Source organism: Homoserinimonas sp. A447 (genome assembly GCF_054489325.1).
In genome coordinates this window covers 917,293-936,468 of record NZ_JBTMWW010000001.1, presented here as the reverse complement: position 1 = coordinate 936,468, position 19,176 = coordinate 917,293, and the positions used below count along the sequence as shown (strand labels likewise).

The following is a 19,176-nucleotide window of genomic DNA, read 5'->3' as shown; positions in this document are numbered from 1 at the left end:
CGTCGCCGCGCCGCACTGAAAAGGCCGCGCAGCATCCGTTGTTACTTGTTCGCGAACTGCTCGATGATCGTCTTCGCGACGTCCTGCATGGTCAGGCGGCGGTCCATGGACGCCTTCTGGATCCAGCGGAACGCCTCGGGCTCGGTCAGGCCCATCTTGTCGTTGAGCAGGCCCTTGGCCCGGTCGACCAGCTTGCGGGTCTCGAACCGTTCGGCCAGGTCGCTCACTTCGGACTCGAGCGCGATGATCTGGGCGTAACGCGCCAGTGCGATCTCGATCGCGGGGAGCAGGTCGCTGGGTGTGAACGGCTTGACGACGTAGGCGAGGGCCCCGGCCTCGGTTGCGCGCTCCACCAGTTCCTTCTGGCTGAACGCGGTCAAGAGCACGACCGGCGCGATGTGGTTCTTGCTGAGCTTCTCTGCGGCGGAGATCCCGTCGAGGAGTGGCATCTTGACGTCCATGATGACCAGGTCAGGTCGCAACTCGGTGGCCAAGGCGACGGCCGCCTCGCCGTCACCGGCCTCCCCGACGACCTCGAACCCGTTGTCGCGAAGGGTCTCGACGATGTCGAGACGAATGAGCGACTCATCCTCGGCAACAACAACACGGCGAGGGGCTTGGGGAGATTCTTGGTCGGTCACGCCCTAAAGCCTACGGTATTCTGATCTGCGTTACTGTGCGCCGGTGTGGCGGAATGGCAGACGCGGAGCACTCAAAATGCTTTGCTCGAAAGGGCGTGTGGGTTCAAGTCCCACCACCGGCACGTACAACTTACCCACCAAGCGGTTTAGAGATTTTTTACCACTCAACCGCCTTGCGGTTCGTGTTGCCGCACAACATGCGAGTAAGTTTTGTGCCGCGTACGGTCCATGTTCGGTGATTGTCTCCACCGCACTCGTAGAACGTATCTTCCGGGAGTTGGGGTCCCGATGGCTGGTACTTCATCGATGTAGTTCTCGGGAATTGACTTCTCGAAGTCGTTAGTCACGAGACTGAGCTCGGTGGAGAATGTGCGACCGGCCTCATAGTCGTGCGGGTGTGGGCACCGGACCCAACCGCTCTTCGGGGTCTTCATCCACACCGATACGTCCACTGCCTCACCCGGCCCGAGCTGGGCTAACTCGTGGACCAAGAGCGGCCGACTCTCGCCTTGCCGCCCTGCATTACGCTCTGAAAACTTGCTTTTCCAGTTGGGGCGTGGGTGATAGAGCCATGTTTGTCTGACCGCCCAGATTGCCGCGACGGCAGATATTCCGGCGACGATGATGGCAACGAGCGCTATCGTGAATGAGGTGGTCGGGTCCATGACCGCGAGGCTACCGGTTGTTCGAGGGTGACTATTGAGGCCCAGACTCAGCCACCAAGCCACTCAACGGTCTCGTGCACCGCCGCTGCCCGGTCCGCAGTGGGCGTGAGTGTCACGCTCACACGGTGCTGCTCTGGGTCAACCAGGAGCTCCACACCCAACCCGGCGTAGAACTCCGCGCGCTCCTGGGGCGTGCCGTGAGCAAGGAGCTCGTCAATCCCCCCGCCAAGAGCTAAGACGACGTCGCGCAACTCCGTAGCGTCAGTGACCACTCGCTGCACCACGGTGACAGACAACTCCGCCTGTGCGTCGGCAATCTCGGCAGCGAGGCTGTCGAGCCGAGACGCAATGTACTCCGCCTTGACCCCACGTTGAATCGAGTCGACCAGGTTCTCCTGCTGATTCACCGCCTCGGCCGGGTAGGCCGCGGCAATCACATCGTCCATGCGGTGGGCCATTACGAGCTGGCTGCCGAGCAGATAACCCGTGGCCCACAGTCGGGCCGAACTGGCCTGGAAATCTGTGGGTTTGCGTGGTGGTTTCGAGCCGCGTTTGTCCATACCACCCCTGTGCTCGGCATCGGTCACAGCGGGCCCGCTTCCAGCAGGCGCAATTCGCGCCACGACACCAGAAGCGCCTCCGCCGACCGGCCATCGACCCATTCGACATTGTTTCCACTTGGATACGGCGCGCCGTCCGCGTACACGTGGCGGCAGAGAATAAGCGCCGGGACCGGGCCAGCCCACTTCTCCGGCGGGTCGGGAATCGGCCGGTCCTTCGGCCAGCCGAGGACACGCGCGTGCTCAGGCCCCGAGTCTTCGAAAGTCCAGGAGGCGGCCCCGATACCTATGCCCTGTCGGGCTTCGAGAAAGATGTCAGCCTGCATCTGCTCCGCGGTGAGCACCGCCGCATCGTGCAGGGTGCCGTCGCGGGCCTGGCCATTTTCGTTCCAGTTCAGTAGTGCCGGCCACGCTGCGGCGACGATGGCCTCCGCCTCCTTGGCCAGGACGGGCGTGTTGAGTAATGAGCCTTGGGCCCAAAGAATTTGCTCCATGCCAGCACTGTGCGCGGCACCGCCACTACGCTCACCAAGATGGCGGCCCGCATTCGCACCCGGGCCCGGGGTTGTCGATAATCAGCCAACCCGGGACCTCAATGACTCATTCTTGGACGCCGGAATCGCCGGAACACCGTGGCTCCATCCGCTGTGAGCAACACCCGTTCACCATCTGTCGCTGGATCCAGTCCAAAAACACGGATCAGGCCATAAAGTCCTGATAGGCGAACAGAAGCCGCCGCCACCGTCGAGAAGACGGGGCGACGGCTTCTGCGTCGATTCGCTACGCGTGCGCCCGAGTGCGTCGTACCGACAGTCGAAGCCCGGCACCCACAAGTAGAAGCAGGAAGCCGGCGCCTAGGGCGAAACCGTCCGCTGCCCCGCCGGTGCTAGCCAGGTTGCCTGCCGGTGCCGCCACGGATTGACCCGACGTGACTGTAATGGGGAAAGCGGCGTCCGTGGGCGCGAACGCCCCCAGCTCCGTTGAGAAAACGTGCAGGGTGTGGCTGCCGGCGGCGAAATCTTTCGGCACGGTTACCCACAGGCTCGCCTTACCGTCAGCGTCGGCCAGGACGCTGCCCAGTGTGGTCGGGGTGGAATGCAGCTCCACCCAGAACTGCGTCCCCGGCTGAAGTCCCTCGGCTTCGAAATGCAGCTGCGAACCAGCCGGGATGGTGGACCCGATCATGACCCGCTCATCACCAAGTTTCACGATCAGGGAAGCCCGAACCAGACTGTTGATGGCGGCGTTCATATTGGCGATATCAAAGTCGATCAGGGACTGCCAGACCGGCACATGCCGGTCGGTGGACCACAGCTCCAGATCCGACTTCACCTGTGCGATGGCTGCTCGCGCGCCGGTCCAGGAGGAACCCGTGTAGCCGTCAGCCGCCAAGCCCGCCATCGCCGCCTCACCGGCGGCGGCGGCGTCGATCAGTGGGGTCAGCGATACCATCCTGTTGTCCACCTGGTCGCTGAACACTGCAACCGCCTCGGCAATGTCCTCGTCAGTGATCCAGTTTTCCGTGTCGCGTAGTTCGATCAGCTCCTGTACCCGCTTGTCGAGCCAGTACACCGAAAATGCGGACATGTTGGTGGTGTTCACCGAATCGACGCTGGCGATCGCGTCCAGCAGTGGCCGGATGCTGACGAGGGAATCTACCATCTCCTGTGCTTCATCCGCCTGCTCGATTATGTATTCGTTCGGGAGGAGGACCCCATCGGCTGAGCTTTCAACGATGTCGGCGAGAGCTGCCCGCATCAGCACGATGTTGTTCCAACTCGCGGACGTGTAGTCGCCTTCCACCAAGGTGTCCAGCATGGCTTGGGCCTCATGAATCGGCCCGAGCGAATGCAGTCCGTAGACGGCGGCGTCGAACTCGTCAATCATTGGCTGGAAGTCCCAAATCCAATTGTCGGGGTCGGTGGCGTCTTCCCGCCACTGGACCATTGCAGCCACGGCGGCGTCGAACCGTGCGACCGAGACTGGGGCCATCCCCTCGGTGCTGATCGAATCCGCGCTGTCGATTGCTGTGACCAGGGGCTTGATGTTGATGACCACCTGTTCGCTGTTGAGTATCCAATCCAGGGCCCACGCAATGTCTTCGTCGGTGTAGGTAAGCGGGTCGTCGAGGTTTCCGTAGTTGGCCAGGCGTTTCATATCCTGGATGATGGCCCAGCTCCACGCGGTGTAATCCTCCTCAACGTACTCGTTGATCCACACCGACGCATCGATCAGATCTGCCCGGGACACCTGCGCGTCGATGACGGTCTGCGCCTCGATGACTAACGCCGCGATTTCGGTTTCTGTGCCGGCAACCCTCGCCGTCATGATCTCCCGCAGAACGCGGTTCAGTTCGGCGTAGTCCGCCCCGGTGAACGGGTACGGGTATACCGACATGGCGGCGATCAGATTCTGTTCGGGGACTACGAGGCTGGTGACGCTGACCATGGAGTCCAGAGCAGTCTGCAGCGGCGGCTCCAAGGCGGCCATCACTGCGTCGTCCATGCCAGGATCGCTCGCGATCGCGGACGTGGTGGCGTTGTACACGGATTTGAATGCCGCATATGAGGTGCTCGTGTAGTCGGCGGCCTTGACGGCCCCTGACTTTGTGAGCAGGGCGCTCAGCGATGCCGGGACCGGGGTGGCTAGCGATGTGATGCCAGCCGCTGGTTTGGCAACCACCTGTATGTTCCCGGACGTGGTCGGCGCCGCAGACGTTCCGGCTCGGGCTGCAAGGAATTTGGCAACGAATACACACGATGTCGGCCCCTCTGCTTCGAAGGCCTCGACTCGGATGTAGGTTGAGCTGCGGCTGCCCATAAGATATCTGCCACAGAGCGACATTGAGGTTACCGATTGCCAGGTCAAGTAGCTGGGAGTGCTGATTTCTAGATAGATCTCCGTCGTTGGCGTCGCGGGGCCCGCCGACTTGTCGACGGACACGGTCATGGTCACTTCGTCACCGACGCGGACCGAGTCCGAGCTGTAGCTAATGGTCGCCGTGACGTCCGGATAGTAGTCCTCAGCCTGGGCTGGAGCGGCTGTCAACGCGAGCACGGCGGTCAGCAGCACAGCTGTCCCGCATTTCAGTGGCGCTGAAAGTGAGATCTTCGGTAGCTTCCGACTAGGCATGGGGATCCGTTCGTGTTCCTGGGTGCTGGTGATAACCGCGCGGGGAGCCAAGAAGTCCGAGGACATCCGCTGTTGCGTATATGCGGCAAGAACTGCGTAATCCTCCCATATGCGTGGCAATCTTGATGCTAGTGCCAGCCACATCTCATCCAGGACTGAACTAGCCGCACGTGCCGGCAATCATCGGCGTTAGGGCTTGCTCACCGATCCTTGGTTGAGCCGATCGCTATCCGCGGGCGTGAAAAAATCTCATGCCCTACCAAGGTCCAAGATGCACCCAATGTTCAGTGATTCCCGACAGGGGTGCCCGAATCGGATTCCCCGCCCGCACCGGAGCAGCCAGGCAAGAATCCGGCATCCCGCTCCGGTCGTGGCAGGGTCGATGTCGGTGACCATTCATCGACGCGAGGCCAGGCAAGCAGCGGCATTCCGGTCCGTTACATAAAAACTGCGGCAGGGTGTCGGGCTCTTAGTCCTCCGTTGCTCGCGCTCGTGCGTTGAACCCAGCATGGTCCTCGTCGAGCTCGGCCATGAGTAACTCCGCCATCTTTACCGCCTCATCGTCAATTAGCAGCTTGCTAGTCGCATGGACTGCATCGATCGGCGCGTGAGCCGTCAGCCATTTCCGTTCGACGCCCGCATCTTGGGGCAATAACTCGTAGCTACCCACCAGATAGAGCGGCGCAGCAGGGTCAGCTCCATTGCCTGGAAGAGGCAGTCGGCTACTCGGGTCCAGTTGGTCCCGAAGGTCATGATCCGGGTGGAAGAAGATGTGGCGGACAGCCGTGTCTGCGACTGCCTGGTTTAGGGCCCGTCCGAGCCCCTGATGCAGCTTTAACTTGTGATCACCCGAAATGCCGAGCCGTCTGAGAAGCCCCTTACCGGGGAGGAAAAGGCAGCGATGCGGGTCGAGTGGGACAAACACATCCCAGTACTCGATGGCGTCCAACTGATTCGAATCATCTTGTCCATTGAGCACCAGGACCGGGGTGTCGGAGGTCAAAAGGCATGCGTCACTGAATCCGATTCCCCACGGCCGTTCAAAGAGCACCTTGGCGACAGGAGCGACCATCTTCGCGATGAAATCTAGATGCAAGTTCGATGCACTCAACCCGCTAGGTGTCTCCAGTCCCTCACCGCCTTCCAGCGCGCGCAACCTCAGCCGTTGACGAGAGGTTCGTAGGAGCTGCGCCGCCAACCACCACGAAATATCAAACCGAGTCGCTGGGCGGGGAGGCCAATGTCGAGGAAATGCATCGTCGCGCGGGAGCTTGCCGTTGTCGAGGACCTGGCGGAAGGCCGTCGCACCGAGTCCCTCAATTTCCGTGAGGAACTTCTCCATGTCATGGTGGGGAGTGCCGTCAGCAGACGTCCCCCAGTAGAAACCTTGCTCGGCACCGATGTTTCTCACATTAGGTTTGAAAGCTTGCGCAAAGTCGTCGGCTTTGGCGGTACCGATCTGGTGGCCGTCACCCCTCGGAACGGCAAACCGCCGCAAGTACATCTGCGGCACGGTGTGGTCATTCGTCGTACCCGGCTGCTTCCTGGACTGGCGAGGTATACGGGGCGTCTTTGTCATGGAATGCCTGCTCCTTCGGGTGTCGCGGCTTCCCTCGACGAGTGTCAGCCCAACATGGCACCGCACACTCGATCATCGCAGTCGTGGTGGCTGGTACACGGGCATGTAACCGACTTTCAGAAATTTGCGGCAGCAAGAGTTAGGCCGGGGCGGGGCGATGGCATAACGCGAGGCTCATAGACGGCTTGGCGCCCGCGTATCGCCAAGGCGATTCGGGACGGTGCGGGGAGCGGTGAGGGAGCGAGGCGACGGCGCCCCGCCCTGGTGGGTCGGTTCGCCTCGGCTACGCGTTCGAGCACATCGCCCAGCGACTTCCGGGTGCGGTCTGCCGTTGCCGCCAAGTCGGTACCAACCGATACGGTCAGAGACATGGACCTCACCAACGGACTGATCCTCAGCCAAGCGGTGAGGGATCGGAGCACTCCCCTTCGCCAATATCTCGCTAGCCGGTATCCAAACACTCGCCAGCTTCAGCGGGAGTTCAAGGCGCAGAGCGGTGGGCTCCTCGTCGACACGTCTGGCGCATCCGCGTCCACAATGGGGACCGCTATGGACCTACTCGTCAGGTTGCTGCTGAATCCCAACGACGTTCCCGTTTCCGCCTTGTCGCTGTTCCCCGATAACAAGTCGTATGTGAAAACGGTGCACTTGCTCGCCGGTGTTGCCGGTCACGCCATCCGCGAAGGCGGCAACGAAGCGGTGGTGTCACGCGCAGTCTGGGCGCTTGCGCTTTGTGTTCAGACGCTTCGCGCCGGTCTCCTTCGCTTGCCGCAGATCCTGGACCTTGCCCCGCGGGGCAAGTTCAACCCAAAGGTGATGATTCTGCAAGCCACACCCGAAGCGATTCGTGAGCTTAACGAGCTGAGAGGCGTTGCGGAAACGCACTTAATCCCTCACCTAGAGAAACCCTTCCACCTCGGCCCGGGGTTCGAGAGCGCTAACGCTGGAACCCACGGCATCGCTGCTGAGGCAGACCTGATTTGTAATGGCCTGCTACTCGACATCAAAACCCAGCTCGGCTCCCTCAGCGCGAATTCCGGTACGCGCAGCGACTCGCTTTCGGCTGCCCAGCTTTACCAGCTCATCGCCTACGCCCTGCTGGATTATTCCGATACCTATGAGATCGACCGACTCGGCCTGTACTCGGCCCGCTACGGTTCGCTTGTTGTCTGGCCGCTGGACTACGTTACCTCCACAATGGCGGGTCGTTGGGTCGACATCCGTGCGGCTAGACAGGAGCTCCGGGAGATGCTCTGAAGCTGCGCCGGTCACACCGCTTCGCGCGGAACGAGCTGATTTGGGCCAGTAGCGTTGAGGATGTGCCACTCTCCGACCGTCTCGACCTTCGCCAGGGCGACGCAATGACTGTCCTGGCCCAGATCCCCGACAGCTCAATCGACACAGTCATCTCGGACCCGGCATACGGCATCGACCACACGCGGCTCATCTCCGGCACCGACTGGGATAGCGGTTCTCTGGCCTTCGACCCGGCACTCTGGATCGAGGTCCGGCGCGTCACCCGGCCAGGCTCCAGCATCGCGGTCTTCGGCCACACTCGAACCGTCCACCGCGTGGCCACGGCGATGGAAGCAGCCGGGCTCACTATCGCCGACACATTGTTTTTCGCTCGGGGCGCCTCAGTCCAGGCCGGCAACCAGCGGCTAGATGATGTGCTCCGCCGTGCCGGCGCCGGTGCTGATCAGGCTGATGCGTACGAAGGCTGGACCTCGCAGCTGCGGAACGCCGTCGAACCCATAGTCATCGGCCGAAACCTGGCGCCGGGCCAGACACTGAACCAGGCGCTCATCGGTGGCGGAACCGGCGGGTTCAACACCGGGGCGTTGCGCATCAACGACGGGGGCGAGGACCGGTCGCGCGGGCCCGGTTCGGTCTCGGACTCGCACACGATTCGGCTCCAACGAAGAGGCGGCGAGATGTCGACGCCGCACGCCGGCGGTCGCATGCCGACAAACTTGGTGCTGGAACATGAGGTCGGGTGTGACGACGGCGCGTGTGTCGACGGCTGCCCCGCCCTGGCTGTCGACGCTGGCGGCAGGCAGAAGTACCGCGCGGGCCGGGAGCGCGCGTCCAGATTCTTCTCCCGGCTGCACTATTCTGGGCGGTCGCCAGCCGGCGGCCACCCGACGGCTAAACCGGATGGGATCTCAGACTGGTTGGCCGCTTTGCTGGTGCGGCCCGGATCCGTTGTGCTCGATTTGTTCGCCGGAGGCGGGAGTCTCGGGTTCGCCGCAGTTCGGGCCGGTGCCGCTAAGGTCATAGCGATCGAGCGGGAACCAGACTTCTGTGAGTTGATACGGCGGCGGTTCTCCTAGACCGAGTAGACCGAGGACATGCGGGAGCTAGCGCGCGTTGTGAGCGGTCGTAGCGCGTTCGACTGACCGACGCTCGCGTCTCAGCTGCCGCAGCCCGAGCCGCCGTCTGGTGGCCTCTCTGGAAGCCTTAATGCAGTTCCCCGCCTGCGCACCCCCGATAGACTGGTAGTTAGGCACAAATACGCGGATTCTGGGGCTAAGAATCGCCGTATTCATTGGTGGGAGCGCTGTACAACCCGCACCACCGGCACAAATTGATAAATATTCACGACAAAGAAGCATGAGCACCTTTCCGGCCGATTGCCCCCTTGGCAGTGGACTGCACTTAACATCCCGTCCGTCGCGCTCTAGTGGACAACCGACGGATTCCGTCACCGCTGTGAATCTGGACGGATTATGAGGCACGTGCTGGATGCTGTGGCGAGGATGCGGCCATCGGTGTCCCGCACATCGGCTTCGGCGAATGCCACGTTCCGGCCGACTTTCGTCACCCAACCATGAGCGGTCACGGTTCCCGTATCGGCGGTGATGGGGCGCTGGAATGAAACCTTGATCTCCAGGCTTGTGTAGCCGACGCCAACGGGAAGGGTGCTGTGCACGGCGCATCCGCAGGCTGAATCGAGAACCGTGGCGAAGAAGCCTCCATGAACGGATCCGATCGGGTTGTAATGAGATTCGTCGGGTTCCGCGGTCATCAGGACATCACCTTCGTCGACTGACACGATTTGCAGTCCAATATGGCTGCTGATCGGCGGCGCGGGAACGCGCAGTTCGACCATCGCACGAAGCTGCTCTAATCCTGAGCTCTCGAAGACCTTTGCCTTGTTCTGTTCGGCAACGGTGTAGTGCAGCGTTCTTGATCGGAGCCCACCGGCGTCTTCGCTCACAGGACAACCACTACCTTGCCGTTCGCGTGACCTTGTCCGACGTAAGCCATGGCCTCCAGCGTCTGATCAAACGCGAAGGTACGATCAAGGACCGGCCGAAGAGCCCCGCTGTCGTAGAGGCGAGCCGACTCCTTCAGTTGCCCACCGTTAGCGCGCATGAAGAAGAACGAATACCGCACCCCAATGTCTTTCGCTTGCTTCCGAATGTTTCGGCTCAGCGCCGCCAGTACCGGCTTGAGTAGCGGTCGACCGATTTGTGCCGCGAATGCGGGGTCGGGCGGCCCGACAAGGCTGATCGCGAGCCCATCCGGCTTAAGTACAGTCAACGACTTCTCCAGGTTCGTGCCTCCGAGAGAGTCAAGAACGACATCGTAATTAGGGCCGACCTCTGCGAAGTCCGTGGTGGTGAAATCGATGACCTCATCAGCCCCTAATGCGCGAACCCTATCCGCGTCGTTGCCGCGCACTGTGGTGGTGACATGGACTCCCAAATGCCGTGCGAACTGAATTACAGTCGAGCCAAATCCGCCGGCGCCCCCATGAACGAGAATGCGTTGACGTGGCTCGACGCGCGCGAGCTCGACCAGCGACTGCCAGGCCGCCAAGGCGACAAGCGGCACCGCGGCTGCCTCCTCGAACGAGAGGGATTCCGGTTTGAAAGCCGCGTCGGCTTCATTGATGGCGATGTATTCGGCGAACGTACCGATTCGAAGGTCACGCGGCCTGGAATAGACCGCATCTCCAACCTTGAACGCACGCACGTCCGCGCCAACCTCTGTCACAACGCCAGCAACATCGTGGCCGAGCACGAATGGGGGTTTGTACTTCAGCAACTGTTTGAAAGTGCCGTCGCGGATCATCCCGTCCAGCGGGTTGATACCTGCCGCTCGGACCTCAACCAGAACTTCGTGAGCACCTGGCGCGGGTATAGGTACTTGCGCGGACTTCAGCCCGTTCTCACCATACGAGTCGACTACGAACGCTTTCATATCAGCCTGCTTTCTACACGTGAGCCTTCGATGTGGTCGCCTGTTGTCGCGCGGATTGGCTGCTGTTTGGCGCTTGACCGCTGAGGAGCATCACGTTCTGTGATCTCGCCGCGTCGCACCACGTGGCCGCAGCTCTGGCATGCGTCAACGGGGTGGTAAACCTCACCACAGGTGTGCGTGAAGGTCAGCGGAGACTCCGCTTCCGCAGTGAGGTGCCGATCGCCGAATTCGCGCAACATGCTGATGATAGGACCAAGCGCATTGCCGAGGTCGGTGAGGTGGTATTCGAATCGTGGCGGGCGCTCCTGATACTGAACTCGGGTGACGAAACCCCCCTCTTCCAGATGACGCAGCCGAACCGTGAGGACGTCTCTCGGGGCTCCGGTGTAGTGAACGATCTCGTCGAAGCGATGGATGCCGAGAAGCAACTCGCGCACAATGAGTAACGACCATTTCGCACCCACAAGCTCCAGCGTGTGCGCCACCGAGCACTCCCGAATCAGCTTCCCCATACCAATCAACCTACCTGAGTTTGATTTTCCAACTGAATCGGTTCAATTCCACGCGGCATCCCGCTCCCATTGCGCCCACGGCGTGGACGTACCCGCCTGCGGCTCTGTTGCGACTGAGTATTTCCCACGGTGGAATCAGCGACCCTCCCCCCACTGCACAATCTCTTAGCCTCAAATACCGTTCAGTTAAGACTCTGAATGTGGATTTCGCGGCTGAATTCGCGGATTTCCTTTGCATTGGCAGGGAACCGAGCGGTTCCCTGCCTCCGATTGTGCGCAGTCAAACCCGGTCGTTCGGGGCTGATTTCAATGGGTAAGTGTTGGGCATCCCCACGACTCGAACCACGACAAATGAGAGCTTCTCGGACGCCCGGGTCTACCACTCCCCGTGAGTGAGTGCCGCCTCATGCTCACGCAGAACCAGTTCGATCAGGCCAGGGAACCTGCGGTTGAGCTCCTCGCGGCGAAGCCAGTTTCGGTGACGGGTGCCGTCCACCTCCTGCTTGATGATCCCGGACTCGCGGAGCACCCGCCAGTGCCTTGTCAGAGCCGACTTCGACACCCCGAAGTCCGAACCGCTGCACGCTGTTCCTGGTTCCTGGGCGATGTGGAGAACAATCGCACGACGGATGGGATCGTTGAGTGCGAACATCGCTTCGAACAGATCGAACTCGCTTTCGGCCGGAATCGCCAGTGGATGCGTCAAACGACTTGCCACGATTCTTGTCCTCACGTTCGGAGCCGTACCCTATGTACGCATATGCGTGTACATCAGCTACAGTAAATGTACACGCCGACGTGTACATCATTGCACGACACAAAAGGCACGATCACCATGACCTGTAGCTACCTCTGTACTGACGCCCGCCGTTCAGGCCCCAGGACCACGGCGCTGATGGTGCCCGACGAAAGAAGGACGAGAAATTATGACGACCATTGGCTTGATCGGAAGCGGAAACATCGGAAGTGGTGTGGCTCGTTTGGCAATCGCCGCGGGCTACGACGTGGTGCTAAGCAATAGCCGAGGCCCCGAGACACTCGCGGACCTTGTTGCCGACCTCGGACCGCACTCTCAAGCAGCGACGCCATCGGATGCTGCCGCAGCGGGCGACATCGTGATCGTGTCTATCCCCCTGAGCGCCTATCCGAACGTGCCGGTCGCCGAGCTTCATGGCAAAACGGTGATCGACACGAACAACTACTATCCCGAGCGCGACGGTCACTACCCGGAGCTCGATGACGAGTCGACGACCACGGCCGAGATGCTCCAGGCACATCTGCCAGAATCGCAGGTGGTCAAGGCCTTTAACAACATCTACTATCCCCATCTCACGGGCCTGGCCCGACCATCGGGGGATCCTGAACGCTCCGTCCTCCCGATTGCCGGGGACGATTCAGCCGCGAAAGCAACGGTGACGGAGTTCCTCGACGCCATCGGATACGACACCTTGGACACGGGTGCGCTTTCCGAGGGGTGGCGGTTCCAGCGAGATACTCCCGCGTACACGCGCCCGTATTTCAGCGAAACCGACGACCCGAACGTCGGGCGCCCTGTCCAACGCGACGAGCTGGCCGACAGGCTGAGCGAAGCCAAGCGCTACCGCGATTTCTGAGGCACTGAGCAATTGATCACGGCTCCATCGGCAGCCACTCGGCTATCTAGCGCCGCCGTCTCGGCGACGCAATCTCTACCCTTCCAGTGCGCGTGGGTACAGTCGCGGACACGGAGGACGAGACTCGTCGCGCAGTAGCGCACTCCCTCCGAACAGGAATGGAGAATGAACATGTCACGATTGAGTGGAAAAGTCGCCATCATCACGGGCGCCGCGAGCGGGATCGGCCTGACGACCCTAGAAATTTTTGCTGCAGAAGGCGCGAAGGTTGTGGCCACCGACATCTCCGAAGAGGCGCTGAACAGCGTGGTCGACACGGTTACAGCCAAGGGCCGGACGGCCATCGGGCGCGTTCTGGACGTTAGCTCGCCGGATGCCTGGCGCGGTGTCGTGGAGGACGTCGTTGCGGAGTGGGGAACCATCGACATCCTGGTCAATAACGCCGGTATCGCGATACCCAAGGGAATTCTCGAAGCCGAACTCGATGACTGGAACAAAGTGATGGCTATCAACGCCACCGGCACATGGCTAGGTATGAAAAACGTCATCCCCGTCATGCAGAAGGCCGGCCGAGGGTCAATCGTCAACGTCTCGTCCCTCGGGGCAATCATCTCAGGGAACGCCGACGGTGGGGCGGCGGCATACTCGGCGTCCAAGGGTGCCGTCCGCTCACTCACGAAGCATGGTTCGTTCTGGTTCGCTAAAGACAGCATCCGGGTGAACTCCGTGCACCCCGGCCCGATTTACACGAGCATGATTGAGGGCTACGGCCTGACGAAGGAGGAAGCCGCTGTGTCGGACAACGTGCCGCTTCCGCCTCACATCGGTGAATCATCTGATATCGCGTACGGCATCCTTTACCTCGCTTCTGACGAAGCGAAATATGTTACCGGTGAAGAACTCATCATCGACGGGGGGTACGCAGCCCACTAGCGAGTACCACGGAAAGCATCATTCACGGACGAGAAGTTCAACGAGGCGATCTCGCGCATGTCCAGGACCACCAGCGTCAAGTAGGCCATGGCGAACGCGGACATGGTCATTGAGGCTGTTCCGGAGAACATGGAGATCAAACACGAGCTCCGGGGAAATCTCCGAGGTCTTCTGGGCCTGCCCATTGGCATGATGGACGTGTATGACATGGTCGGGTCCAACGTCGTCTATGCGATGTCCCCAGGCTCCCGTATCCGTTGGTGGGACACCTGTACAACCCGCACCACCGGCACTGTAGAAATTGCCTCAGCTGTTCGGCGTTCGCGCGGTGACAGCTTGTTCATGCTTGCGCGGGTGCCCAGAGTCGGTACACCAGCACCCCGGCTGCGATGACGGTCAACGTCCAGCCGAGGACGACAGCGGCCAGCGCCAGGCCGCGACCACGCTCGCCCGTGCGACCTATCTGCGACAGCGCCACATGGCCGAGAATCAACCCCATGGGCGAGAAGAGGAACACGACGATGACGGAGGCGATGGCGAGTCGATTGGTGCGGCCGGTTTGAGTCGTGGGCGTCACCGGGTCATTGGCTGCCTCCGGTGCTATCTCTACGATGCCGCCGTGATCCGCTCGCATTGGGCGGGCAAAGACAAACACAGAAAGTATCGCGCTCAGCGCCACCGGAAGCATGAAGTAGATGCTCAGGGGACCTAACAACGTTCCTTCAGCGAAGAATGTCAGCCCACCGACCACAATTGCGGGGGCAGCGACAAGGACGCAGGCCCAGGCCGGGGACCTCATCAAGCGGGCGAGAAGAGCCGCCAGGAACAGAACGCCTGAGCCTAAGAGGATGAGGCGGCGACCTTCACTTGCCTCGGCAAGTACGTCCTCGGTTGCGAAGAAGTAGAAAGTCTTCTGCGTACCCCATTGGAGCAGCAACATCCCGAATACCACGACTGCTGCCCAGGAAATCAGAATCACCACGTGAAGCAGACTCTTCGCCACCGGGTTCATGCGCGGCTGCTGTGTTCGAGCGCCTGCCCGAGAACGCACGCGCCGTGTGGGAAGGCGCTCGGGTTCGGCCCCGAATAGTTGAGTCGCACGAACGGTCCTGCCGGTTCGGCGGGAAACCATTCGTGACCCGGAGCGATCACCACTCCGCCGGCTTCGCAGTCGCGGGCGAGTTGGTCGAGATCCGTGCCATCGGGTAGACGGGCCCAGAGGTTCAGGCCACCGGCGGGCACGTGATCGATGCGGGCCAGCGGGGCGTGCTCCTGAACGCTGGAGATGAGCAGATCCCGCCGGGCCCGAAGTTGGTGCCGGAGCCCGCGAAGGTGCGTCTGCCAGGCCGGCTGGGTGACGACATCCAAAGCCGCCGCCTGCAGAAACCCGCTGACGTACATGGATTCAGCACTCCGATCGGCCAGTATCCGCGCATGCGCCGGTCCGCGGGCAATCACTGCGGCCACGCGCACGGCCGGCGACACACTCTTGGTCAGCGACCGCAGATAGACGACATGACCGGAGTCGTCGCGTGCGGCAACAGGCTGGACGCTGGTGGTTATTCCGAAATCATGCGCCCAGTCGTCTTCGACGAGGAAAGCCCCGGATGCGCGCACTACCGCCATTATTTGCTCAACGCGATCGGCGGACCACTGCGCCCCGGTCGGATTGGCATAGTTGGGCTGGGCGTAGAAGAGACGCGCGCCCGTTTCGTCGAAGGCTCGTGCCAGGTCCTCCGGGTCAGGTCCATCCGGCCCGCTTGGCACCGGGATGACCTGAACACCGACCTGGGCCGCGGCGAGGATCGCACCCCAATAGGTCGGCGACTCCATCAACAGGGGTTGGCCGGTCTTGACCAGGGCACGAAAGATTGAGCTCAGCCCGCTTTGACTTCCCGGCAGCACGATCACGTCGCTGGCGGTCGGAGGGGCGACGCTGACCGGTGTACCGGCACGCATTTCCTGCGCGAACCAGGCCTGGAGGTCAGGGAGACCGCCGGCGGGTGGGCGGGATAACGCCGCTTCACCCCGCGAGGCCCGCGTGAGGGCTGCCCGCACCAGGCGCTCCGGCAGCAACTCTCGGTCCGGATAGCCGTCGTGGAACGCAATCACGTCGTTCCCGGTGCTTCGGAGCGCAGTGGAGGTGCTTCGAAGTGGAGCAAGGGGCGATCGCAGTGCCGCGCTCTGCCAGCCGTAGTCCGGTGGCTGCACGGTGCTGCTCGCGCGCACGAATGTGCCAACACCCGGTCGGCTCTCGACCAGGCCCTGCCGGGCCAGCGCATTGACCACTTTCTGCACAGTCACCGGGCTGGCCCGATACTCGGCCACCAGGGCGCGCGTCGAAGGCAGCCGAGAACCCGGTGCCGCTTGCGCGATCCACGCGTGGAGTCGCTCGGCGATACGGGAACTGTTATCCTGATTCATGACACACAATAGTAGCGCTACTGTCGAGTTGGCCATCCCGTTATCGTCGAAGTCATCGGCCGGCCTGTGGTGGGGACTGCTCGGCGTTGCCGCATTCTCGTTCACGGTGCCGTTCACCCGCGTGGCTGTTGAGGGGCTTTCCCCCCTGTTCATCGGGTCCGGCCGCGCCGTCGTTGCTGCCGCCCTGGCCGTTCTCGCCCTGGCACTGACCAGACAGCGCTTTCCCGACCGGATGCTCTGGGTTCGCCTCGCGGTCGTCGCCGGCGGCGTAGTCGTCGGGTTTCCGATCTTCACTTCTTTCGCGCTCACCACGGCTCCGGCCAGCCACGGTGCCGTGGTGATCGCGCTACTGCCGGCCGCGACGGCTGTGATGGCGGTCATCCGGGGTCGCGAGCGTCCGCCGCGGGCATTCTGGATCTGGACCGGACTGGGCACCGTCGCAGCAATCGCCTTCGGGTTCTTCCAGTCCGGGGGCTTCGGCGCACTGCATTGGGCCGATCTACTTCTCCTTGGCGGTGTCGTGGCGGCCGCCATCGGTTACGCCGAAGGAGGCTTGCTCGCCCGCGAACTCGGCGCGTGGCAGACGGTGTCCTGGGCGCTCGCCCTGTCGTCGCCGCTCATGCTTGCCCTGACCGTGTTCTCTGTTGTTCAGCAGCCGCCTTCAGGTACACCGGTGCAGTGGGCAGCATTCGCATACCTGGGCGTAGTGAGCATGTTCCTCGGGTTCTTCGCGTGGTACCGCGGCCTGGCGATTGGCCCGATGACGCGGGTGAGCCAAGTGCAACTCGCGCAACCGGTACTCACGCTCGTCTGGGCCGGACTCCTCTTGCACGAATCCATGACCTGGACCACCATCGCTGGCGGACTTGTAGTGATCCTTTGCGCCGGAGCGGCAGTTCGCGTCCGTTCCGGACTGACTCCGGTCCTCCGTTAACGGGAATGCGGGTATTCGACGTCAGGGGCCACCGGCGATCGATCTCACACCAGCCACTCGGGGTTGCGCCGAAGCGCCGTGAGCCGAGCGTTCCTTTCCTGCGAAACCGTGACATCCGCCTCCACCCACGTCCCGGAGACCGGACCGATGACTGTCACCGCGTCGTCGGCGACAAGCCTGATCGTCCCGGTGCCGTCATCGATGGTGAACGCGAGTGCGGCAATCGGACCGCCGACGTTGATCGTCCGTCCCTGCACCGTCCCTGCACCGTGCCGGACACGGTTCCGTGGGTCGAGGCGTCGAGCAGGTCCGCGATCGTCGTCGTTGCTCCCCGCGGCAACAGCGACTTCGTCGACGTGCCCATGGATCGCAGCCATGGCTCCGGCGTGCCGGTCTCGTACTTCACGATGGAGGTTCCAGCCGGTGGGTCGGGGTACCGGAAAGCATGAGGACTGCGCCCCAGCCGGTATTCGCCGCCATAGCGCAAGGCGCCGAGCAGCAGTTCCCTTCTCCGATCGAACGATTCACTGGCATCCGTTGCCATGTCGTTGAACGTTGCGATCATCGCCTCCAACGACTCGTGCGTCAGGTTCAGCCAGACATCGTGGGTGTGGCCGGCCCACACCGAAGGGTCCGCGCTGCAACCGGGGACGCCGAGGGAGACGAAGTGAAAATCGGGGCCATCCGTGAACGGAAGCCACGCCGGCGGATGCTCCAGTGAGCTGATGTTGAAATCCCGGCTTCCCGAAACTTCCGCGGCCGACAACATCCGCTTCCCTCCCAACACGCGGTGCTCGAGCCCGTCGTGCCAGCGGTACAGGGTTTCCAGGTCGGCGCTGAGATCAAGAGGCGCCACCGCCAGACGAAATTCATCGATTCCCGGCTCATCCAGGCCCGGCCGCGGCGCGGGAAGCTCAGGGAAGAGCTCCTCCAGCACGATATCGAAGCGTTTCAGTTCCCTCAGCAGTGACATGAGCATCACTCTGACTCAAACCCGGCGCACCGGCAAGGACTCAGGCTGCAGCGAACCTCTTGGCGGAACGCGCCTTCGCCTTCTCGGCCTCGACCTCGCGGTTCTTCGGCGGCGCGGAGCTCACCAGGTCCTCGAGGAGATGCCGCGAAACGTGGGCGATCTCCTCCACCGCGCGGTTGAACACCGCCTCATTGGCCTTCGACGGCTTGGTGGAGCCGCTGATCTTACGGACGAACTGCAAGGCCGCCGCGTGCACCTCATCGTCGGTTGCTGCGGGCTCGAAATTGTGAAGCGTATGGATGTTCCTGCACATGCCAACGAGGGTAACGCTCAGGCGCCTCCCTGTGAACCCTCGCCGGCTTCGCGCGCGACCTGGTCCAGGCGGGCCCGGTAGGCCACCCACCAATCGCGATCTCCCGGCGGGAGGTTGTCGTTGTCCTTGCGCAGGCCGGCGGCACCGTCGATCAGCTCCCGCACGATATCGGCATGGCCAGCATGGCGGTGGGTTTCCGCGATCAGGTGCACCAGGATCTGCTGAAGCGTGACCGTGCTGCGATCGTCCGGCCACCACGCGACACGGCCGGGGGCATCCAGCGCGAGTTCCTCGATCGTCGCATCGGAATGCGCTGCCACCCGGTGGTACAGGTCGACGATCGACTCGGGCGTCTCGTCCGCGGTCGCCCACATGTCGGCATTCGCCTCGGCATCCTCGTCCATCCAGGGCAGTGACTCCGGGAACGGCCGACCGAATGTGGAGCCGAAGTAGCCGGCCTCAACGCCGGCAAGGTGCTTCACCAGCCCGAGCAGGTTGGTGCCGGTCGGCACCAGCGGACGACGGAGGTCATAGTGCGACAGCCCATCGAGCTTCCACAGCATGGCCTCCCGGCCCGACCTGAGGTAACGGTGGAGGATTGCCTTTTCGCTGGTGTCTGCCATCCCGCCAGCCTTTCAGACACCCGCGACATTCGACAGAAGCGGCACGCGGCGGCCCGCAGTAGCGT

20 protein-coding genes and 1 tRNA gene are annotated in these 19,176 nt (G+C 62.3%); 7 read left to right on the top strand and 14 right to left on the bottom strand.

The genetic code is table 11. From position 1 onward, the window contains the following. Positions 1 to 41: 41 nt before the first annotated feature. Positions 42 to 641 (bottom strand): ANTAR domain-containing response regulator, encoded by a 600-nt coding sequence (locus tag ACX3O0_RS04545; RefSeq protein ID WP_459093387.1) that lies wholly within the window; start codon positions 639 to 641, stop codon positions 42 to 44. 39 nt (positions 642 to 680) lie between these two features. On the opposite strand from ACX3O0_RS04545, the gene ACX3O0_RS04540 reads away from it, so the two are divergent. Beyond that, positions 681 to 763 (top strand) — tRNA-Leu (locus tag ACX3O0_RS04540). A 590-nt stretch (positions 764 to 1,353) separates the two neighbouring features. Here ACX3O0_RS04540 and ACX3O0_RS04535 read toward each other — a convergent pair. From ACX3O0_RS04535 to ACX3O0_RS04520, 4 genes are all read right to left on the bottom strand, one after another. Further along, positions 1,354 to 1,764 carry a hypothetical protein gene (locus ACX3O0_RS04535; protein ID WP_459106924.1) on the bottom strand — a complete coding sequence of 137 codons (411 nt, stop codon included), beginning with the start codon at positions 1,762 to 1,764 and terminating at the stop codon, positions 1,354 to 1,356. Between the two features lie 125 nt (positions 1,765 to 1,889). Continuing rightward, positions 1,890 to 2,360: a hypothetical protein gene (locus tag ACX3O0_RS04530; RefSeq protein ID WP_459106923.1), complete on the bottom strand. Its 471-nt coding sequence runs from the start codon at positions 2,358 to 2,360 to the stop codon at positions 1,890 to 1,892. A gap of 286 nt (positions 2,361 to 2,646) precedes the next feature. After that, positions 2,647 to 4,938 carry a hypothetical protein gene (locus ACX3O0_RS04525; protein WP_459106922.1) on the bottom strand — a complete coding sequence of 764 codons (2,292 nt, stop codon included), beginning with the start codon at positions 4,936 to 4,938 and terminating at the stop codon, positions 2,647 to 2,649. A 529-nt stretch (positions 4,939 to 5,467) separates the two neighbouring features. Beyond that, on the bottom strand, positions 5,468 to 6,577 hold the full coding sequence (locus ACX3O0_RS04520) for a DUF4238 domain-containing protein (protein ID WP_459106921.1): 1,110 nt from the start codon (positions 6,575 to 6,577) through the stop codon (positions 5,468 to 5,470). Between the two features lie 369 nt (positions 6,578 to 6,946). On the opposite strand from ACX3O0_RS04520, the gene ACX3O0_RS04515 reads away from it, so the two are divergent. Together ACX3O0_RS04515 and ACX3O0_RS04510 are read left to right on the top strand one after the other, a co-directional pair. After that, positions 6,947 to 7,834, top strand: a complete 888-nt coding sequence (locus ACX3O0_RS04515; RefSeq protein WP_459106920.1) for a hypothetical protein — start codon at positions 6,947 to 6,949, stop codon at positions 7,832 to 7,834. Between the two features lie 62 nt (positions 7,835 to 7,896). Then, entirely contained in the window at positions 7,897 to 8,910 is a 1,014-nt protein-coding gene (locus ACX3O0_RS04510) for a DNA methyltransferase (RefSeq protein ID WP_459106919.1), read from the top strand. A 371-nt stretch (positions 8,911 to 9,281) separates the two neighbouring features. Here the strand turns inward: ACX3O0_RS04510 and ACX3O0_RS04505 are convergent, their stop codons facing one another. The 4 genes from ACX3O0_RS04505 to ACX3O0_RS04490 form a co-directional block, all read right to left on the bottom strand. Continuing rightward, complete coding sequence (locus ACX3O0_RS04505; protein WP_459093386.1) at positions 9,282 to 9,797, bottom strand: PaaI family thioesterase; 516 nt, start codon at positions 9,795 to 9,797, stop codon at positions 9,282 to 9,284. After that, positions 9,794 to 10,786, bottom strand: coding sequence for an NADP-dependent oxidoreductase (locus ACX3O0_RS04500; protein WP_459106918.1), 993 nt, complete (start codon positions 10,784 to 10,786; stop codon positions 9,794 to 9,796). Before ACX3O0_RS04500 ends, ACX3O0_RS04505 begins: the two co-directional genes overlap by 4 nt. After that, complete coding sequence (locus tag ACX3O0_RS04495) at positions 10,783 to 11,298, bottom strand: winged helix-turn-helix transcriptional regulator (protein WP_459106917.1); 516 nt, start codon at positions 11,296 to 11,298, stop codon at positions 10,783 to 10,785. The genes ACX3O0_RS04500 and ACX3O0_RS04495 overlap by 4 nt, the downstream gene beginning before the upstream one ends. Before the next feature lie 376 nt (positions 11,299 to 11,674). Next, positions 11,675 to 12,016 carry an ArsR/SmtB family transcription factor gene (locus ACX3O0_RS04490; RefSeq protein ID WP_459093383.1) on the bottom strand — a complete coding sequence of 114 codons (342 nt, stop codon included), beginning with the start codon at positions 12,014 to 12,016 and terminating at the stop codon, positions 11,675 to 11,677. Positions 12,017 to 12,224: 208 nt separating this feature from the next. On the opposite strand from ACX3O0_RS04490, the gene ACX3O0_RS04485 reads away from it, so the two are divergent. The 3 genes from ACX3O0_RS04485 to ACX3O0_RS04475 all read left to right on the top strand — a co-directional run bounded on the left by ACX3O0_RS04485 (position 12,225) and on the right by ACX3O0_RS04475 (position 14,237). Beyond that, positions 12,225 to 12,911: an NADPH-dependent F420 reductase gene (locus ACX3O0_RS04485; protein WP_459106916.1), complete on the top strand. Its 687-nt coding sequence runs from the start codon at positions 12,225 to 12,227 to the stop codon at positions 12,909 to 12,911. 171 nt (positions 12,912 to 13,082) lie between these two features. Next, the gene (locus ACX3O0_RS04480; protein WP_459106915.1) at positions 13,083 to 13,844 is read left to right on the top strand and encodes an SDR family NAD(P)-dependent oxidoreductase; all 762 of its coding nucleotides are present in this window, start codon (positions 13,083 to 13,085) and stop codon (positions 13,842 to 13,844) included. Between the two features lie 87 nt (positions 13,845 to 13,931). Then, complete coding sequence (locus tag ACX3O0_RS04475) at positions 13,932 to 14,237, top strand: hypothetical protein (RefSeq protein ID WP_459093380.1); 306 nt, start codon at positions 13,932 to 13,934, stop codon at positions 14,235 to 14,237. Here the strand turns inward: ACX3O0_RS04475 and ACX3O0_RS04470 are convergent. After that, positions 14,185 to 14,856 (bottom strand): DUF4190 domain-containing protein, encoded by a 672-nt coding sequence (locus ACX3O0_RS04470; protein ID WP_459093379.1) that lies wholly within the window; start codon positions 14,854 to 14,856, stop codon positions 14,185 to 14,187. The two genes, ACX3O0_RS04475 and ACX3O0_RS04470, sit on opposite strands and share 53 nt — an antisense overlap. Beyond that, positions 14,853 to 16,268, bottom strand: coding sequence for an aminotransferase-like domain-containing protein (locus ACX3O0_RS04465; protein WP_459093378.1), 1,416 nt, complete (start codon positions 16,266 to 16,268; stop codon positions 14,853 to 14,855). The genes ACX3O0_RS04470 and ACX3O0_RS04465 overlap by 4 nt, the downstream gene beginning before the upstream one ends. Between ACX3O0_RS04465 and ACX3O0_RS04460 the strand changes: the two genes are divergently transcribed. Beyond that, positions 16,267 to 17,202: a DMT family transporter gene (locus ACX3O0_RS04460; protein WP_459106914.1), complete on the top strand. Its 936-nt coding sequence runs from the start codon at positions 16,267 to 16,269 to the stop codon at positions 17,200 to 17,202. The genes ACX3O0_RS04465 and ACX3O0_RS04460 overlap by 2 nt on opposite strands. A gap of 154 nt (positions 17,203 to 17,356) precedes the next feature. On the opposite strand, the gene ACX3O0_RS04455 is transcribed toward ACX3O0_RS04460, so the two are convergent. Genes ACX3O0_RS04455 through ACX3O0_RS04445 form a run of 3 tightly spaced genes read right to left on the bottom strand, consistent with a single transcriptional unit; the run spans position 17,357 to position 19,111 of the window. Then, positions 17,357 to 18,175, bottom strand: a complete 819-nt coding sequence (locus tag ACX3O0_RS04455; RefSeq protein ID WP_459106913.1) for an SMI1/KNR4 family protein — start codon at positions 18,173 to 18,175, stop codon at positions 17,357 to 17,359. 40 nt (positions 18,176 to 18,215) lie between these two features. Next, positions 18,216 to 18,488: a DUF2277 domain-containing protein gene (locus ACX3O0_RS04450; RefSeq protein WP_459093375.1), complete on the bottom strand. Its 273-nt coding sequence runs from the start codon at positions 18,486 to 18,488 to the stop codon at positions 18,216 to 18,218. Between the two features lie 17 nt (positions 18,489 to 18,505). Continuing rightward, complete coding sequence (locus ACX3O0_RS04445; protein WP_459093374.1) at positions 18,506 to 19,111, bottom strand: DinB family protein; 606 nt, start codon at positions 19,109 to 19,111, stop codon at positions 18,506 to 18,508. Positions 19,112 to 19,176: the final 65 nt, after the last annotated feature.

Excerpts from the sequence above, each read along its gene's own strand:
- ACX3O0_RS04515 (WP_459106920.1), top strand. The coding sequence starts at position 6,947 with ATGGACCTCACCAACGGACTGATCCTCAGCCAAGCGGTGAGGGATCGG.
- ACX3O0_RS04530 (WP_459106923.1), bottom strand. The coding sequence starts at position 2,360 with ATGGAGCAAATTCTTTGGGCCCAAGGCTCATTACTCAACACGCCCGTC.
- ACX3O0_RS04455 (WP_459106913.1), bottom strand. The coding sequence starts at position 18,175 with ATGTCACTGCTGAGGGAACTGAAACGCTTCGATATCGTGCTGGAGGAG.
- ACX3O0_RS04460 (WP_459106914.1), top strand. The coding sequence starts at position 16,267 with ATGACACACAATAGTAGCGCTACTGTCGAGTTGGCCATCCCGTTATCG.
- ACX3O0_RS04520 (WP_459106921.1), bottom strand. The coding sequence starts at position 6,577 with ATGACAAAGACGCCCCGTATACCTCGCCAGTCCAGGAAGCAGCCGGGT.
- ACX3O0_RS04480 (WP_459106915.1), top strand. The coding sequence starts at position 13,083 with ATGTCACGATTGAGTGGAAAAGTCGCCATCATCACGGGCGCCGCGAGC.
- ACX3O0_RS04535 (WP_459106924.1), bottom strand. The coding sequence starts at position 1,764 with ATGGCCCACCGCATGGACGATGTGATTGCCGCGGCCTACCCGGCCGAG.
- ACX3O0_RS04500 (WP_459106918.1), bottom strand. The coding sequence starts at position 10,786 with ATGAAAGCGTTCGTAGTCGACTCGTATGGTGAGAACGGGCTGAAGTCC.
- ACX3O0_RS04445 (WP_459093374.1), bottom strand. The coding sequence starts at position 19,111 with ATGGCAGACACCAGCGAAAAGGCAATCCTCCACCGTTACCTCAGGTCG.
- ACX3O0_RS04450 (WP_459093375.1), bottom strand. The coding sequence starts at position 18,488 with ATGTGCAGGAACATCCATACGCTTCACAATTTCGAGCCCGCAGCAACC.
- ACX3O0_RS04475 (WP_459093380.1), top strand. The coding sequence starts at position 13,932 with ATGGCGAACGCGGACATGGTCATTGAGGCTGTTCCGGAGAACATGGAG.
- ACX3O0_RS04470 (WP_459093379.1), bottom strand. The coding sequence starts at position 14,856 with ATGAACCCGGTGGCGAAGAGTCTGCTTCACGTGGTGATTCTGATTTCC.
- ACX3O0_RS04495 (WP_459106917.1), bottom strand. The coding sequence starts at position 11,298 with ATGGGGAAGCTGATTCGGGAGTGCTCGGTGGCGCACACGCTGGAGCTT.
- ACX3O0_RS04485 (WP_459106916.1), top strand. The coding sequence starts at position 12,225 with ATGACGACCATTGGCTTGATCGGAAGCGGAAACATCGGAAGTGGTGTG.
- ACX3O0_RS04465 (WP_459093378.1), bottom strand. The coding sequence starts at position 16,268 with ATGAATCAGGATAACAGTTCCCGTATCGCCGAGCGACTCCACGCGTGG.